Origin of the sequence: Alteromonas sp. 5E99-2, from assembly GCF_017368475.1 — a bacterium.
GTDB lineage: Bacteria > Pseudomonadota > Gammaproteobacteria > Enterobacterales > Alteromonadaceae > Alteromonas_F.
On sequence record NZ_JAFNJE010000002.1, the window covers coordinates 62,980 to 79,018 of the forward strand.

Annotated in this window: 15 protein-coding genes; 2 read left to right on the forward strand and 13 right to left on the reverse strand. The window is 42.4% G+C overall.

Going from position 1 to position 16,039, the window contains the following annotated elements; all coding sequences use genetic code 11:
- Positions 1–8 precede the first annotated feature (8 nt).
- Entirely contained in the window at positions 9–1,655 is a 1,647-nt protein-coding gene (locus tag J3L16_RS02370) for an amidohydrolase (protein WP_207611284.1), read from the forward strand.
- A gap of 61 nt (positions 1,656–1,716) precedes the next feature.
- Here the strand turns inward: J3L16_RS02370 and J3L16_RS02375 are convergent, their stop codons facing one another.
- The 13 genes from J3L16_RS02375 to J3L16_RS02435 form a co-directional block, all read right to left on the reverse strand.
- A complete protein-coding gene (locus J3L16_RS02375) occupies positions 1,717–2,580 on the reverse strand; it encodes an MBL fold metallo-hydrolase (protein ID WP_207611285.1) in 864 nt (287 codons plus the stop codon).
- A gap of 52 nt (positions 2,581–2,632) precedes the next feature.
- On the reverse strand, positions 2,633–2,854 hold the full coding sequence (locus J3L16_RS02380; RefSeq protein ID WP_207611571.1) for a DUF1653 domain-containing protein: 222 nt from the start codon (positions 2,852–2,854) through the stop codon (positions 2,633–2,635).
- Positions 2,851–3,933, reverse strand: a complete 1,083-nt coding sequence (gene dinB, locus J3L16_RS02385) for a DNA polymerase IV (protein ID WP_207611286.1) — start codon at positions 3,931–3,933, stop codon at positions 2,851–2,853. Before dinB ends, J3L16_RS02380 begins: the two co-directional genes overlap by 4 nt.
- Before the next feature lie 19 nt (positions 3,934–3,952).
- Positions 3,953–4,186: a (Na+)-NQR maturation NqrM gene (nqrM, locus tag J3L16_RS02390; RefSeq protein WP_207611287.1), complete on the reverse strand. Its 234-nt coding sequence runs from the start codon at positions 4,184–4,186 to the stop codon at positions 3,953–3,955.
- A gap of 8 nt (positions 4,187–4,194) precedes the next feature.
- Positions 4,195–5,208 carry an FAD:protein FMN transferase gene (locus J3L16_RS02395; protein ID WP_242698623.1) on the reverse strand — a complete coding sequence of 338 codons (1,014 nt, stop codon included), beginning with the start codon at positions 5,206–5,208 and terminating at the stop codon, positions 4,195–4,197.
- Positions 5,209–5,277: 69 nt separating this feature from the next.
- Positions 5,278–6,507, reverse strand: coding sequence for an NADH:ubiquinone reductase (Na(+)-transporting) subunit F (gene nqrF, locus J3L16_RS02400; RefSeq protein ID WP_207611288.1), 1,230 nt, complete (start codon positions 6,505–6,507; stop codon positions 5,278–5,280).
- 26 nt (positions 6,508–6,533) lie between these two features.
- Positions 6,534–7,142 carry an NADH:ubiquinone reductase (Na(+)-transporting) subunit E gene (nqrE, locus tag J3L16_RS02405; protein WP_207611289.1) on the reverse strand — a complete coding sequence of 203 codons (609 nt, stop codon included), beginning with the start codon at positions 7,140–7,142 and terminating at the stop codon, positions 6,534–6,536.
- Positions 7,143–7,144: 2 nt separating this feature from the next.
- A complete protein-coding gene (locus J3L16_RS02410) occupies positions 7,145–7,777 on the reverse strand; it encodes an NADH:ubiquinone reductase (Na(+)-transporting) subunit D (RefSeq protein WP_207611290.1) in 633 nt (210 codons plus the stop codon).
- A gap of 10 nt (positions 7,778–7,787) precedes the next feature.
- Positions 7,788–8,549, reverse strand: coding sequence for a Na(+)-translocating NADH-quinone reductase subunit C (locus J3L16_RS02415; RefSeq protein ID WP_347564632.1), 762 nt, complete (start codon positions 8,547–8,549; stop codon positions 7,788–7,790).
- The gene (locus tag J3L16_RS02420; protein ID WP_207611291.1) at positions 8,539–9,744 is read right to left on the reverse strand and encodes an NADH:ubiquinone reductase (Na(+)-transporting) subunit B; all 1,206 of its coding nucleotides are present in this window, start codon (positions 9,742–9,744) and stop codon (positions 8,539–8,541) included. Before J3L16_RS02420 ends, J3L16_RS02415 begins: the two co-directional genes overlap by 11 nt.
- Before the next feature lie 3 nt (positions 9,745–9,747).
- A complete protein-coding gene (locus J3L16_RS02425) occupies positions 9,748–11,088 on the reverse strand; it encodes a Na(+)-translocating NADH-quinone reductase subunit A (RefSeq protein WP_207611292.1) in 1,341 nt (446 codons plus the stop codon).
- 271 nt (positions 11,089–11,359) lie between these two features.
- Complete coding sequence (gene fabV, locus J3L16_RS02430) at positions 11,360–12,541, reverse strand: enoyl-ACP reductase FabV (RefSeq protein ID WP_207611293.1); 1,182 nt, start codon at positions 12,539–12,541, stop codon at positions 11,360–11,362.
- Positions 12,542–12,624: 83 nt separating this feature from the next.
- Entirely contained in the window at positions 12,625–13,245 is a 621-nt protein-coding gene (locus tag J3L16_RS02435) for an FKBP-type peptidyl-prolyl cis-trans isomerase (protein WP_347564633.1), read from the reverse strand.
- Positions 13,246–13,402: 157 nt separating this feature from the next.
- Between J3L16_RS02435 and ppc the strand changes: the two genes are divergently transcribed.
- Complete coding sequence (gene ppc / locus J3L16_RS02440) at positions 13,403–16,033, forward strand: phosphoenolpyruvate carboxylase (protein WP_207611295.1); 2,631 nt, start codon at positions 13,403–13,405, stop codon at positions 16,031–16,033.
- Positions 16,034–16,039 lie beyond the last annotated feature (6 nt).

The window sequence follows — 16,039 nt, forward strand, 5'->3', positions numbered from 1 at the left end:
GGAACGCTATGAAAGCTATCAGCACGCTTCTTTTTGTATTGATCTCACTACCGAGTTTTGCTTTTGATTTAGTAGTAACCAATGTGACAGGTTACACATTAGATGAAAACGGCAAAACAGTGGGTTTTCAAAGTTTACTTGTCGATAACGGCAAGGTAGTTTCACTTAACCCGTCACCATCAGACATTGCCCAAGCAGAGAAAAAAATTGATGGCAAAGGTAAAGTCATGCTACCCGGATTGATCGACGCCCATGGTCACTTACTGGGGTTAGGCGACCAGCTCAGACAAGTGAACTTACGTGGAACAACTTCAGAAGCTGACTCGGTATCGAGAGTAAAACAAGTGGCAAAAAATAGCTTGGGTGCATCGTGGCTATTAGGCAGAGGGTGGAACCAAGAACTGTGGTCAAGTAAATCATTTCCTACTCGACATTCTTTAGACGACGTCGATTCGCCCTTACCTATGATGTTAATGCGTGTAGACGGTCACGCTATGTGGGTCAATTCTAAAGCCCTTGCTGTCGCGCAAATTACCAAAGACACCCCCAATCCAGAAGGTGGCATTATTGTTAAAGACGAAAACGGTGAACCTACAGGTGTGCTTATCGATAAAGCTATGAACCTCATTCGCGCTGTGCTTCCCGAAGTGGACTTTTCGACAATGCACCAGCAACTCACACTCGCCAGTGAGCATTTGCTGTCTCAAGGTGTTACAGGTATGCACGACGCAGGTATTACACGAGACCAATACGAGTTTTATATTATTAAAGCCGCTCAGAACCAATTACCTATTCGTATTTACGCTATGGTAGCGGCCACAGACCCAGATATAGAAAAGATGTTGTCCAACGGATACATCCAAGATGCAGAAGACATGCTGTCTATTCGTTCGGTGAAAGTGTATGGTGATGGCGCACTAGGCAGCAGAGGTGCCGCCTTGCTTACACCCTATTCAGACAAACCAAGCGAACAAGGGTTGCTCCTTACTCCTGAAGATAAAATGTTCGATTTGTTTAGTCATATTGCGGCCAATAAATTTCAAATTAACTACCACGCTATCGGTGATCGTGCGAATCGACTCGCTTTAGATACCTTTGAGGCCGTATTTAAAAAACAAGGTGGCAAAGAATACCGCCACCGCGTGGAACACGCCCAAGTGATCAATGTTGACGACCTTGCTCGTTTCCCTTCCTTAGGTGTGTTGCCTTCAATGCAACCAACCCATGCTACCAGTGATATGAATATGGCAGAGTCCCGTGTAGGTCATGAACGAATAAAAGGCGCATACGCATGGCAAACCCTAATCAAGTTGGGTTCACGCCTGCCATTAGGTTCCGACTTTCCAGTAGAGCTGGCGAATCCATTCTATGGTATTCACGCTGCGGTAACTCGCCAAAGTAGAGAAAATCAACCGGTTGAAGGCTGGTATGCCAACGAAGCGCTTACTCTAGAGCAGGCTTTAGATGGATTTACCCGAACTGCGGCTTACGCATCTCATATGGAAGATAAGGTTGGCCGTTTAGCGCCGGGCTTTTGGGCAGACTTTATTTTAGTCGATCAAGACCCGTTTAAGATTTCAAAACAAGATTTGTGGAAACTAGAAGTACAAAGTACGTGGATTGCTGGAGAAGAAAAGTACCGCAATCAAAATTAATAATAAAGTACTCGCGGTGTAAATTAAAAAATAGACCGCGAGTACATCACTAATTTAAAAATCAACTTTGATAAAGTGTACGTATCCAGCGTTCTTCACTAATAAAATTCCAATCCCAACTTTTCCACTCTTCACCTAGTCCAGTCTTCACCACATCATCTTCAGACATACCAGAGGCTTTCAGTGCATCAACTTTAGTATTTGTCACTTTAATCATGGTTAAAAAGGCTTCTAAATCTGCTTTGTCTGCGATTTCGCCGTGGCCGGGAATGATGATGGTGTCATCATCGACTTTGTTCAACAATGTTTCTACAGCAGCAATATACCCAGGAACTGAACCACCGCCATCTAAATCAATAAACGGAAAAAGCCCATTAAAAAATACATCACCTGCATGTAACACATCGGGTTGTTCAAACCATACTGCACTGTCGCCATCCGTATGTGCGCTAGGTAAGTGAAAAACATGAATGGTTTCATCGTTAAAATGGAATTGAATACCAGATTCATAAGTTACAACGGGCAAGCTCGCAGGGTTAACATTTTCCCCACTGGCTAGGCGAATGCGTACATTGGCATGGGCAAAAATAGTGGCGTCTTTTTGCTCGCGGAAAAAGGCATTTGAACCTGTATGATCGCCGTGAAAATGAGTGTTGACGATATACTTAGGTTTGTCGCTGCCAAGTTCACCTAATGCCGATGCTATCTTTTCAGCAAGCGGGGCATATTGGTCATCAATAATGAGTACGCCGTCTTTTCCTGCCGACACACCGATATTACCACCTGCGCCATGAATGGCATTAACTGAGCCTCGTAGCGTCTTCGACGTCACTTTCACTTCGTCTAAGGTATTTTGCGCCTGAACTGAACTGCTAATTAAAGCTACACCTAGCGCAAATACAGCAAATTTATTTTTTATTATCATTCTTTTTTCTCTCGTTATAGTAAGACTAACAATGGCAATTTATAAATTGCGTTTAAGATTCAATCAATTTAAATCTAGGTTGGGCCACACCATCAATTTCTACGCTTTCTGTAAACATAGTTAAAGGCCTAACCCACAAATGTCGACTTGCTTCGTCACCATACAAAGGTGAATATACCACCATCCATTCTTCTGTTTCACTGTGCTTCGCAACATCATGTACCTGATACTGTGGACCTTTATAGTGAGCGTAAATGCCTTTTTCTAACATTATATTGTCCTGTGTTTATCGTCAAAATCTAATGGTAATTGTTTAAAGTTGTGTGAATTATCAGTAAAGGCGACATGCAACCCGAGTAGGCGTACTGACTTACCTTTCCCTCGTTCAATAGCTTGTGCTAATAACTGAAAAATAAGAGTGTCGTCTATGTCGCTGTGCTTTTGTTCTTTGGTGGTGATATGAAAATCTTGAAATTTAACTTTCACACCTAGTTTATCTATCTCTCTTGTTTTAAGGTGAGGTTCAACTCGCCTAATGAGTTGCGGTAATAAGACCTCGCTCACAATACGCTGTAATTCGGGTAAGGAATGAATATCTTCAGAAAACGTCTGCTCTACACCCACAGATTTTCTGATCCTAGACACTTCCACTTCCCGCGGGTCGATACCGTGGCACCGGTCCCATAAAACAGCGCCCATTTTCCCAAAATGCTTGGTTAAAAATTCAATGTCACTCTTTACAACGTCACGCCCTGTAAACAAACCAAGGTGCTTTAATTTCTCATTGGTTACCTTACCAACACCTGGGATCTTATTTAGCTTCATTGTGTCAATGAAAGCGGTGACGTCGTTTGGCGCTATAGTGAATTGCCCATTGGGCTTGTTCATATCTGAGGCAATTTTTGCAAGGTACTTTATAGGCGCAATACCCGCCGACGCCGTAAGTCCTGTCGCATGGAAAATGTCTTGTCGAATTTGCTGAGCAATCAGGGTCGCCGAGCCATGATGAAAACTGCACTCGGTTAAATCTAAATAGGCTTCATCTAATGATAAAGGCTCTATTTTTTCGGTAAATCGTTCAAATACACTTCGTATTTGCTTACTTACCGCAACGTAAACATCCATTCGACCAGGAACAACAACAAGGTGCGGACACTTTTTTATTGCCATAGCGGTAGGCATAGCGGAGCTCACACCAAATTTTCTGGCAATGTAGTTACAGGTAGATAACACTCCCCGCCTGTCCGATTTTCCCCCAACTGCAACGGGTTTTCCCGCTAAGCTGGGGTTGTCTCTAATTTCCACCGACACATAAAATGCATCCATGTCGATATGCGCAATTTTTCTTTGCACCGTGAATTATCGCAAGGTCTTAAAGAATTTGATTCTTTTTCCATTCATCCAGCTTGCTTTGCCGAAGTTCATCCCGCTCCATACGGGATTTTTTCCGATCACAGGGTTCAGGACAATCACAAGCTTTTTCTATTCCTACCGCTCCCAAACCACCACATGAACCCGCAATAGATTTGCTTTGCAGTATGTAACCTAATGCCATTGCCACAATAACAATAAGAAATAGCGCGAACGCTAAAATAAATGTAGACATCATTTCACCTAATAAGTCTCTACCACGTCGTCAAATGTCGACGAGGTTAGTTCTTCAAATTTGTCGCCGTTTTTCACTATAACTAAAGCAGCAATATCATTTTCATTGGCAAGGGCCAGTGCCTTTTCCACACCCATTACATTAAATGCGGTCGCCAACCCATCAGCAACCATTGACGATGGGTGCACAACAGCTACAGAGACCGTGTTATGTTGTATTGGCTTTCCCGTTTTTGGATTAATTAAATGAGAATAGCGAACACCATCCTCTTCATAATAGTTACGATAATCTCCTGAGGTCGCAATTGCATTATTGCCAATTGAGATAATACGTTGAACAGCACGACCTTGAGTAATGGGTTTTTCAACGGCGATACTCCACGCTTTACCGCTGGACTTTTTCCCGCTGACGCGCATTTCACCACCAATTTCGACCAAATAATTAGTCACATTAGCTTGTTCTAACAGTCGAGCTAGTTCGTCGACGGCATAACCTTTAGCAATGGTAGATAAATCAATATAAAGCAAAGAATGTAACTTAGTTACCGAGTTACCTGACAACCTGAATTTATCTAACCCAACATACTCGCGTATTTGTTTTACCGCTTCATCAGTAGGAATCGTTTCTGGCCTTTTCGTCGGACCAAATCCCCACAAATTAACCAGCGGCCCAACGGTAACATCAAGAACACCATCACTTAACTCCCCCAGCCTAATCGCTTCTTCAAGAACCAGTGCGGTTTCTTCAGATATAGGAAAAGGCTTGGTATATCGATACTGATTTAAACGGGACAGTTCGGACTCTGGGTCATAAGTAGACATCAATTTATTAATTTCAAATAAACGCTTAGTGACATCTGCTTTAAACACCTCGACATCAATATCTTCGTTTTCGGGAAACTTGATATTGTATTGAGTCCCCATAGTCGCGCCGCTTATATGTAGCTCAGTATGTTGTGGTTCTTTACTGCAACCTAACAGCAATAGAACAAACACAGCATTCAATACAGACTTAAAATTCAAACCACAACTCCGCTAATAGTTTCAACAAAAAAGGGGCCAACGCCCCTTTTTTAATAATTAAACCCGATGTTATCCACCGAAATCATCTAGCATGATGTTTTCGTCTTCCACACCTAAGTCTTTTAGCATGCCAATAACGGCTGCGTTCATCATAGGAGGACCACACATATAGAATTCACATTCTTCTGGCGCAGGGTGATCTTTAAGGTAATTCTCTAACAATACGTTATGAATAAACCCTGTGTACCCTTCCCAGTTATCTTCTTTTTGCGGATCTGACAACGCCACATGCCAATCAAAGTTTTCGTTTTCTTTTGCAAGCATATCGAAATCTTCAACATAGAACATTTCACGAGCAGAACGAGCACCGTACCAAAAGCTCATCTTACGCTTTGATTTTAATCGACGAAGTTGGTCGAAAATATGTGAACGCATTGGCGCCATACCAGCACCACCACCAACGAAGACCATTTCATTTTCAGTCTCTTTCGCAAAGAACTCTCCGAAAGGTCCAGAGATAGTCACTTTGTCACCTGGCTTACAGTTCCAGATATAAGATGACATTTTACCTGCAGGTAAGGTTAAATTATTAGGCGGCGGCGTAGCGATACGCACGTTCAGCATAATAATACCTTCTTCTTCAGGGTAGTTCGCCATTGAGTAGGCACGAATGGTTTCTTCGTCTACTTTAGATTCAACGTCAAAGAAGCCGAAATGCTCCCAATCACCGCGATACTCTTCAGGAATATCAAATTCTTTATATTTAACATGGTGAGCGGGCGCTTCAATTTGAATATAACCACCGGCTTTAAAAGGAACACTTTCACCATCAGGAATGGCTATTTTGAATTCTTTGATAAAGGTCGCTTTGTTATCGTTAGAGATAACTTCACATTCCCATTTTTTAACACCAAAGATTTCTTCTTCAAGCTCAATATTCATATCTTGCTTGATAGCAACCTGACAAGATAAACGACAACCTTCTTTTGCTTCTTTCTTACTAATGTGATCAAGTTCTGTTGGTAATATCTCACCACCACCGTCGTGTATATCAACGCGACATTGGCCACAAGAACCACCACCACCACACGCTGAAGAAACAAATATGCCTGCATTGGCTAATGCGCCAAGCAACTTGTCTCCAGGTTGAGCTTTTATTGCTTTTTCTGGATCGTTATTAATTAAAATTGTAACTTCACCGCTAGGCACTAAACGAGATTTTGCGAAAAGAATCACAAAAACCAGCACCAAAACGATGGCAACAAACATACCGACACCGAGTAAAATTTCTGGGTTCATAATCAATTATTCCTTACTGCTAATAGTTACAGCGCAATGCCGCTGAATGACTGAAAACCAAAAGCCATCAATCCTGCGGTAATAAACACTGAGCCCAGACCACGAATGCCTTCTGGCATATCTGCATACTTTAGTTTTTCTCGTACTGCAGCTAAAAGCACAATTGCTAACGCCCAACCACAGCCACTACCGAACCCGTATACAATACTCTCAGTAAAGTTGTAATCGCGTTGCACCATGAAGGCAACGCCACCAAATATTGCGCAGTTCACCGTAATCAAAGGCAGGAAAATACCCAAAGCGTTGTACAAAGGCGGGAAGAACTTATCTAACGCCATTTCTAATATTTGTACTAACGCAGCGATAACCCCAATGAAGGTTAAGAATTGCAAGAAGCTTAAATCAGCATCAGGAAATCCAAGCCAGTCTAAAGCGCCAGGAGCAAGTACTGCACTATAAATAACTTGGTTAGCAGGTACTGAAATGGTTAAAACCACAATAACAGCCACACCTAGTCCCATAGACGTTTTCACTTTCTTAGATACCGCTAAGAAAGTACACATTCCTAAAAAGAATGTAAGGGCCATATTTTCAATGAAAATAGAGCGAACTAATAAACTTAAATAATGTTCCATAATTATCCCTTAGGCTCTACTTGGTCTGTTTTAGCGGTACGAATTGCCCACACTAACAAGCCAATTAAGAAGAACGAGCTAAATGGCAAAATAAGCAAGCCATTTGGTTGATACCAGCCCCCATTCTGTACTGTTTGGAATATTTCAAATCCAAACAAGGTACCGAAACCTAATAACTCTTTAAAGAAGCCAACAACAACAAGTACAAAACCATAACCTAGTCCGTTACCTATACCATCGAGGAAAGCAATTCCCGGTGTGCTTTTCATTGCAAAAGCTTCGGCACGTCCCATTACGATACAGTTTGTAATAATAAGACCAACAAATACGGATAACTCTTTAGACATGCCGTAGTTGTATGCTTTAAGCACTTGGTCAACAACTATAACCAGAGATGCAATTACCGTCATTTGAACAATAATTCGAACAGATGAAGGTATTTGGTTGCGTATTAATGAGATAAAAAAGTTTGATAAAGCGGTAACTGAAATTACCGCCAGCGCCATTACCACAGCTTTATCTAACTTTGTTGTTACGGCTAATGCCGAGCAAACTCCGAGGATTTGCAAGGCAATAGGGTTATTATCTAGCACAGGGCCAGTTAACACCTTTTTCATTTCTTTAGTGTCTGCCATGATGAGCCCCTTATGACTTCCAAGGTTTATTTGCGAAGAAAGCTTGGTAACCATTGTTACCTAACCAATAATCAAGCGTGGATTGAACACCATTACTCGTCAATGTCGCACCAGATAAAGCATCAACGCCAAAAACATCGCCAGGTTGTGCGCCACCTTTAACTATTTTAATAGCCGTATTACCGTTTTCGTCATACAGTTTTTTGCCATCCCAAAGTGCTTTCCACTTAGGATTCAAAACTTCTGCGCCTAATCCCGGAGTTTCTGAGTGCTCGTAATAAACCAAGTTTTTGGTGGTTACACCGTCAACATCCACAGCCAAGAAAGCACGCATTATGCCCCAAAGCCCAGCTCCGTATACAGGAACAACAATGGTGTCTAAGTTTCCGTTGTCGTCTTTCGCAAAATACACGGGAACAACATTAGGTTGACGCAACAGTTTTGCAAAGTCGTCTTCAGGTTTATGACTGGTTTCTGGGTCACGTGCGGCAGCTTCAATAGTTGTGTAGCCCACTGGCATATCAACAAACTGGCCCGTTTTAAGTTCTAAATACTTTGTTTCGATGTTGTCATCAAAATAAGTACTAATTTGACCTTCAGCTTTAGATAGAACGCCCGCAGCATCCAAAATATTGGTGCGAACATCCAGTCTAGCGTTTTCTTGTTGCTTGTCTCTTAAACCAATTGCTGAGCCCGACACAATAATCGAACACACTAAGCAAACAGCAACAACAACACCGACTGTTTTACCGATAGATTCTTTAGCAGCCACGAGCAGCCCTCCTCTTAATATTGCCTTGTGCAACAAAGAAGTCGAACAACGGCGCCCATAAATTTGCGAATAAAATTGCTAGCATCATGCCTTCAGGAAACGCAGGGTTAATCACTCGAATTAACACCACCATAAAGCCAATCAAGATACCAAATGACCATTTACCTTTATTCGTAAACGACGCAGATACTGGATCTGTTGCCATAAAAAATAGACCGAAGGCAAAGCCACCTGTTACCAAATGCCAATAAAACGGCATGGCGAACATAGGGTTAGTATCACTACCGATGAAGTTCAACAAAGTACTAAATGCAGCCATTCCGCCTAATACACCTAGTACAATGCGCCAAGATGCAATACGCATATAAATGATAGCTAAACCACCAAGCATAAGTGCAAGTGTTGATACTTCACCAACAGAACCTTGGATGTTACCGAAGAATGCATCCCACCAAAGTGTCATATTGGTATAGTCCAACTCACCTGATGCAGCTTGTCCAAGCATTGTAGCGCCAGAAAAACCATCCGCAGCAGTCCAAACCGTATTACCCGAAATTTGTGCAGGATAAGCGAAGAATAAAAACGCTCGACCAGCCAAAGCAGGGTTCAAGAAGTTCCGCCCTGTACCACCAAAGACTTCTTTAGCGATAACCACACCAAAGGTGATACCTAATGCCACTTGCCATAAAGGAATGGTCGCTGGCAGCGTTAACGCGAATAACACAGAGGTAACAAAGAAACCTTCATTGACTTCGTGTTTTCGAATTGAAGCAAACAATACTTCCCAAAATCCACCAACAACGAAAACAACGGCGTAGATAGGTAAGAAGAAGCAAGCACCGTAAAGGAACAAGGTAAATAGTCCTGCATCCGCGCCTAAAGTTCCGCCAAGTAATGAAAATAAACCTGCCTGCCATGTATCTGGCAGCGTTCCGGCACCAGCAACAATCGCGCTATTGGCTTGTACACCAACGTTGTACATACCGTAAAACATAGCTGGGAATGTCGCCATCCACACCATGATCATAATACGTTTTAAATCGATACTGTCTTTAACATGGGTCGTCGATTTATTTACCAGTCCTGGCGTATAGAAAACCGTCGCAGCGGCTTCATACAAGGCATACCATTTTTCAAAACGGCCACCGGGCTCAAAATCTGGTTCAATTTTTTCTAAGTAATCTTTTAAGCTCATGGATTACCCTTCCTTTTCTATAGTATTCAAGCATTCTCGTAGCACGGTATCGTAATCGTATTTACCGGGACACACATAACTACACAATGCTAAATCTTCTTCATCCAACTCTAAGCAGCCCAAAGATTGAGCTCCATCAGTATCACCAGATAAAATATCTCTCAGTAATAATGTAGGTAGAATATCAAGTGGCATTACTCGTTCGTAATTGCCAATTGGCACCATAGAACGATCTGAACCATTAGTTGTAGAAGTCATATCAAAGGATTTACTTCCTGATAAATGACCAAGGTAAGCACGAGTAACCGAATGTTTATCACCACCTGGAGTAATCCATCCAAATAGTTTTTTCTCACGGTCTTCTTTAATAAGTGAAACTTGTATGTGATAGCGACCTAAAAATCCGTGAACACCGTGTGCATTAGTACCTCTAAGCACAGAACCGGAGATAACTCGAACGTTTTCAATGGCGGTTTCTGATGCGGTAAGTTCAGCGAGATCGGCACCAAGCTCAGTAGCAACTAAACGCGGCTTAGATGCTGCTGGACCAGCTAATGCAACAACTCTACTAGAGTCAACTTCACCAGTTTTAAGTAAACTACCAATAGCGATAACGTCTTGATAACTCACATGCCAAACTGTTCTATTCACTCCAGCTGAACACAAATGATGGATATGAGTACCCACTAAACCTGCAGGGTGTGGCCCGCTAAAGGTTTCGCGAACAACTTTCACATCGCCTGTAGGAATATTTACGTCAGGAGCACTACAAACAAAGACATCGCCTTCAGTTAAAACCCGAAGTGCTCGTAATCCGTGGACGAAATCCTGCTCTCTTTCAGCAATAATAACACTCGGTTCTGCTGCTAATGGATTAGTATCCATGGCGTTAACGAAGATCGCCTTAGCTTCACTACCCAATGCCGGCACCTTACTAAAAGGACGAGTACGAAGCCCAGTCCATGCGCCCGAGTCAACTAAAACCGCTTCAACAGCTTCACGACTTGCTTGGCTTAAGCTCGCTTCGTCAAACGTTGGAAACAGTTCTTTGTCATCACCGTCTTTTTTGATAACAACAGACTGTAGAACCCGTTTAGCACCCCTGTTAATTTCAACAATTTCACCCGCAGCAGAAGCAGTAAACTTTACTCCTGGGTTTTTTTTGTCTTCAAAAACAAGCTGACCCTTTTTAACTTTATCACCCACCTGCACATGCATGGTAGGACGCATTCCCACGAACTCTTCCCCTAACAAGGCAACCCGTGTCACCAACGCACCTTTATCAATGCGTTGCTCGGGCGCTCCTGCAATAGGAAGGTCGAGACCTTTTTTGATTTTTATCATACTTATCGCACTACTCTGTAATTAAAATATCATTTGCATAACGCTCTATACGCGGCGCTCGGAATAAAGGTTTCGCTATGCAAATGATATTGTCTGTTTTTATTATATGATTTTATTATTTTTGTAGCTTAGAAATTAGGCTGATATGCCATTTTGACAAGCAAAATGGCATATCCCTCTAATTTTAGCACTAAGAAAGTATTTTGCGCTATGAATAAGATGCCTTAACTGTAAATTTATACCAATAGAGCTGGAAAAAACCGTTACAATTTTACCAGCTTACATCTGGCGCAATGTCTGCATCATAATCAACATCAGCAACACCAAAACCAAACAGGTTCAAAAAGTCCTGATGATAGCCTTCGTAATCACTCAATTGATGGAAATTATCTTGGGTCACTTGATCCCATAACGCTTTAATTAACGCTTGAGTATCATCATTAGTCTCAATGCCATCCATTCTATAACGATTGAGTTCATCAACATCGGCATTGTCACTGTAAAGACACGAGCTAAACAAGCCTTTGATTTGCTCGATACAGCCTTCGTGGGTACCTTGGTCCTTCATAACCCGGTATATCAATGAAATATATAACGGCATAACTGGAATAGCAGAACTCGCTTGCGTTACTAAGGCTTTCAATGAAGATACATTCGCTTCTACCTTAAGAGAATCAAGAGAGGAAATAATCGCAGTTGCCGCGCGATCTAAATCTTCTTTCGCTTTACCAATGGTCGCTTGACCATAAATAGGCCAGGTCAGTTCTTTACCGATATAAGTATATGCAGTAGTTTTACAACCCGATGATAAAACCTTAGCTTGGGCAAGCTGGGTCATCCAACGTTCCCAATCTTCACCGCCCATGACTTTCACCGTGTCTTGAATTTCTTCTTCAGATGCCGGCGTCAAATCGATGCTGTGAACTAAGTCTTTGTCTGTGTCATAGGTTTTTGTACTATAACTGCTGCCAACTGGTTTAAGGGTTGATTTATAGACAACACCTGTGTCTGGGTCAGTACGGCGAGGAGATGCCAAGCTATACACAACTAAATCGAATGTAACCCCTTTTGATCTTGCGTATTCAATAACTTCTTGCTTTATTTCGTCGCTAAACGCATCGCCATTAATGGTGTGTGCTTGTAATTCGCTATCTTGTGCGAATTTATGAAACGCAGCCGTGTTATACCACCCAGCGGTTCCTGTCCTCTTAGTCGTAGGCACTTTTTCAAAACACACACCAAGTGTTGACGCCCCATAACCATATGCGGCTGTTATGCGGCTAGCCAGTCCATATCCGGTGGAGCAACCTAGTACCAATACGTTTTTAGGTGCAGCAGACGTGTCGAAAGACTGAGATTTAATATAATCGATTTGAGATCCAACCAAAGATTCACATCCTTTTGGGTGTGCATTGGTACAAATGAATCCTCGAATTTTAGGTTTAATGATCATAATCATTTCCATTGCGGGTTGGAACATTGCGCGCAGTATTATACAACCCAACGCGCAAGAGTACATAAACTAAATCATCAACATTATGCGATGATATCTAACAACTCTACATCGAAAATTAACGTTGAGTAAGGTTGAATTGCACCACCAGCACCTTGCTCTCCGTAGGCAAGGTCATGAGGTACATACAAACGCCATTTCGATCCCACAGGCATTAATTGCAACGCTTCAGTCCAACCTTTAATTACGCCATTCACTGGGAATTCCGCTGGTTCACCGCGATCATATGAACTATCAAATACATCACCACTCACCAAAGTGCCGTGATAATGGGTTCTTACTGTGCTAGAGCCTGTTGGTTTTTCGCCAGAACCTTCAGTAATCACTTCATATTGAAGACCACTTTCAGTAGTAGTAATACCGTCTTTTTTCGCATTTTCAGCTAGAAACGCTTCACCAGCCTGAATAGCTTCTTGGAATTGTTCCGTTTTTGCCGCTTGCATACGTTCGTGAATAGCGTTGAATGAATTGCGCAAATCATCATTACTTACTTTTGATTCCGTTCCTTCAAACGCATCTTTTAGCCCTTCTAGAACTGCGTCTAACGCTAATCCATCAAATGGGTTAGATTTAAGCTGCTCGCCCATTTGAAAACCTATGCCATAACTGGCCTGCGTTTCTACTGTTGAAAATTTTTCTGACACGTTAACTCCTGTCATATTATTACAAAATTGCTTTAGATTGGGGAATGTTAACACAAACTTTATACTGAAAGTCGGTAAAATCGAGTGGTTTGCACTTGTAATTTGGTACTGTTCTGAAAGAAAATGACAGTCTAATTGCAAAAAGAGAGAGAACTGCATGTCACAACATTATGATGTTGAATTGAAAGATACAGTGCGATATCTAGGCCGAACACTTGGTGAAACCATCCTCAATGAACTAGGGGAAGACTGGTTAGAGCGTATCGAAACTATCAGAAAAACAGGCAGAGCATCCTATCAAGGTGACACTCAAGCAAGCACCGCATTAACTGAAATTTTTAGCGAACTCAGCGACGATAAGTTATTGACTATTGGTCGTGCTTTCGCTCAATTTTTAAACCTTGGCAATATTGCGGAACAAGAATTTAACGGAAATTTAGATACAGATTCCGCCCTTGAGCAAGTTTTTGAGCACCTCGCAGACAATGCAAATAAAAAAATTGAAAAGCAGGATCTGGAAAAAGCACTGAGTAAACTCGACATTGATTTAGTGCTAACCGCCCACCCAACTGAAGTGACACGTAGAACACTTATTCATAAACACGGGCAACTTGCCACCTGCTTACAAGAACTACACAAGCCATCATTATCAAAATACGAACGCAATCGCGTAGAGTACCGAATTGCAGACCTTATTAGCCAAGCATGGCACACCGAAGAAATACGCTCTGTTCGCCCAACCCCCGTAGATGAAGCCAAATGGGGCTTTGCGGTAATAGAAAACTCACTTTGGGAAGCCGTACCAGACTTCTTGCGTGAATTAGACGACAAACTCACCGAGCACTTCGAAACAGGTCTTCCGTTAGATGCCGCTCCAGTTCACTTCAGCTCATGGATGGGGGGTGATAGAGACGGAAATCCAAATGTTACCGCTAAAATCACTGAAAGTGTGCTACTTCTTTCTCGTCATCGCGCTGCAAAGTTGTTTGCGAGTGACATAGAAAAGCTTATTGTTGAACTTTCTATGCGCGATTGCAGTGAGTCACTTGCGAGCCAAGTGGGTGAAACGAAAGAACCCTACCGCGAATTACTGCGTCCTCTACAAGCCAAACTGCGTAAAACAAGAGATGGTTTAGCAGCTCGCTTGAAGAAACAACAAACTGATGAAAGTGTTTGGCTTGAATCAAATGAAGAATTATTGGCACCTTTACAACTTTGTTATGATTCATTATCTCAATGCGGTATGAGTATTACCGCTAACGGCGCGCTGTTAGATACAATACGTCGTGTATACTGCTTTGGTATTCATCTATTGCGCCTTGATGTTCGTCAAGATTCAGAGCGTCATTCAGATGTATTCAGCGAAATTACTCGTTATCTAGATTTAGGTGACTATGGCGAGTGGTCTGAACAAGACAAGCAAGCTTTCTTACTGAAAGAACTTAGCTCTAAGCGTCCGCTTTTCCCTAAGCAATGGAACCCTAGCGCCGATGTAAAAGAAGTGCTAGATACCTGCAAAACCATTGCGAAATACGGAAAAGAAGGGTTCGGGATCTACATTATTTCGATGGCAAGCGAAGCATCAGATGTGCTTGCTGTACAGCTATTGCTGCAAGAAATGGGCGTTAGCTGGCCAATGCCTGTTGCCCCTTTATTCGAAACTCTCGATGATTTGAATCATAGCCCTACGGTTATGAAAAGCTTATTGAGTATTGATTGGTATCGCGAGTATATCAATGACCGTCAATACGTCATGATTGGCTACAGTGACTCTGCGAAAGATGCTGGTGCACTTGCTGCAGGTTGGGCCCAGTATGAATCACAAGAAGCCCTAGTTGCAGTAGCACAAGAAAAAGACGTAACGCTTACTCTGTTCCACGGCCGCGGTGGTACAATTGGTCGTGGTGGTTTACCTGCACATGCCGCTATTCACTCTCAGCCTCCAGGCTCACTTGATGGTGGGTTTAGGGTGACTGAACAAGGTGAAACCATTCGTTATAAGTTTGGAATGCCGTCATTAGCGAAACGAAGCCTGAGCATTTACGCAAGTGCAATTTTAGAAGCCATGGTTCTGCCACCACCTTCGCCCAAGCAAGAGTGGCGAGAAAAAATGACCGAAATGGCAAATGCAGGCCGAGACAATTACCGTTCAATTGTGCGCGATCATAAAGATTTTGTTCCTTATTTCAGAGTTGCCACACCTGAGCAAGAATTAGGCAAATTGCCTTTGGGTAGTCGTCCAGCTAAGCGTAAACCTACTGGCGGAATAGAAAGCCTTCGCGCAATTCCTTGGATTTTCGCATGGGCACAGACTCGTATGGTATTGCCTGCTTGGTTAGGCGTGATGAAAGCCATAAAAACTGTCAAAGACAATGATGACAACGGCATTATTGATGACATGTATACTAACTGGCCGTTTTTCTACTCTCGCTTGTCTATGCTAGATATGGTTTTCCATAAAGCTGATCCTCGTATTTGCGCGGCTTATGATGATCATCTCGTACCTGATTCACTGAAACACTTTGGTGATGCATTACGAGAAGAGCTTACATTCAGTATTGACGCTCACAAGTCCATCACAGGACAATCAACCATAATGGAAAGTGATCCTCAAGGCCGCGAATCGATGAACATTCGAGCGTCCTACTTAGAGCCGCTTCATTATTTGCAAATTGAGCTGCTAAAACGCAGCCGACAGCAAGACGATGAATCCGGTCAAAGCGAACTTGAAAGAGCAATGATGGTTACCATTGCTGGTATTGCAATAGGTATGCGTAATACTGGTTAATATGTA

What these genes read in the sequence shown, in the direction of transcription:
- J3L16_RS02370 (WP_207611284.1), top strand. Translation starts at nt 9, where the DNA reads ATGAAAGCTATCAGCACGCTTCTTTTTGTATTGATCTCACTACCGAGT.
- J3L16_RS02375 (WP_207611285.1), bottom strand. Translation starts at nt 2,580, where the DNA reads ATGATAATAAAAAATAAATTTGCTGTATTTGCGCTAGGTGTAGCTTTA.
- nqrM (WP_207611287.1), bottom strand. Translation starts at nt 4,186, where the DNA reads ATGTCTACATTTATTTTAGCGTTCGCGCTATTTCTTATTGTTATTGTG.
- nqrF (WP_207611288.1), bottom strand. Translation starts at nt 6,507, where the DNA reads ATGAACCCAGAAATTTTACTCGGTGTCGGTATGTTTGTTGCCATCGTT.
- nqrE (WP_207611289.1), bottom strand. Translation starts at nt 7,142, where the DNA reads ATGGAACATTATTTAAGTTTATTAGTTCGCTCTATTTTCATTGAAAAT.
- J3L16_RS02410 (WP_207611290.1), bottom strand. Translation starts at nt 7,777, where the DNA reads ATGGCAGACACTAAAGAAATGAAAAAGGTGTTAACTGGCCCTGTGCTA.
- J3L16_RS02420 (WP_207611291.1), bottom strand. Translation starts at nt 9,744, where the DNA reads ATGAGCTTAAAAGATTACTTAGAAAAAATTGAACCAGATTTTGAGCCC.
- J3L16_RS02425 (WP_207611292.1), bottom strand. Translation starts at nt 11,088, where the DNA reads ATGATAAAAATCAAAAAAGGTCTCGACCTTCCTATTGCAGGAGCGCCC.
- fabV (WP_207611293.1), bottom strand. Translation starts at nt 12,541, where the DNA reads ATGATCATTAAACCTAAAATTCGAGGATTCATTTGTACCAATGCACAC.
- ppc (WP_207611295.1), top strand. Translation starts at nt 13,403, where the DNA reads ATGTCACAACATTATGATGTTGAATTGAAAGATACAGTGCGATATCTA.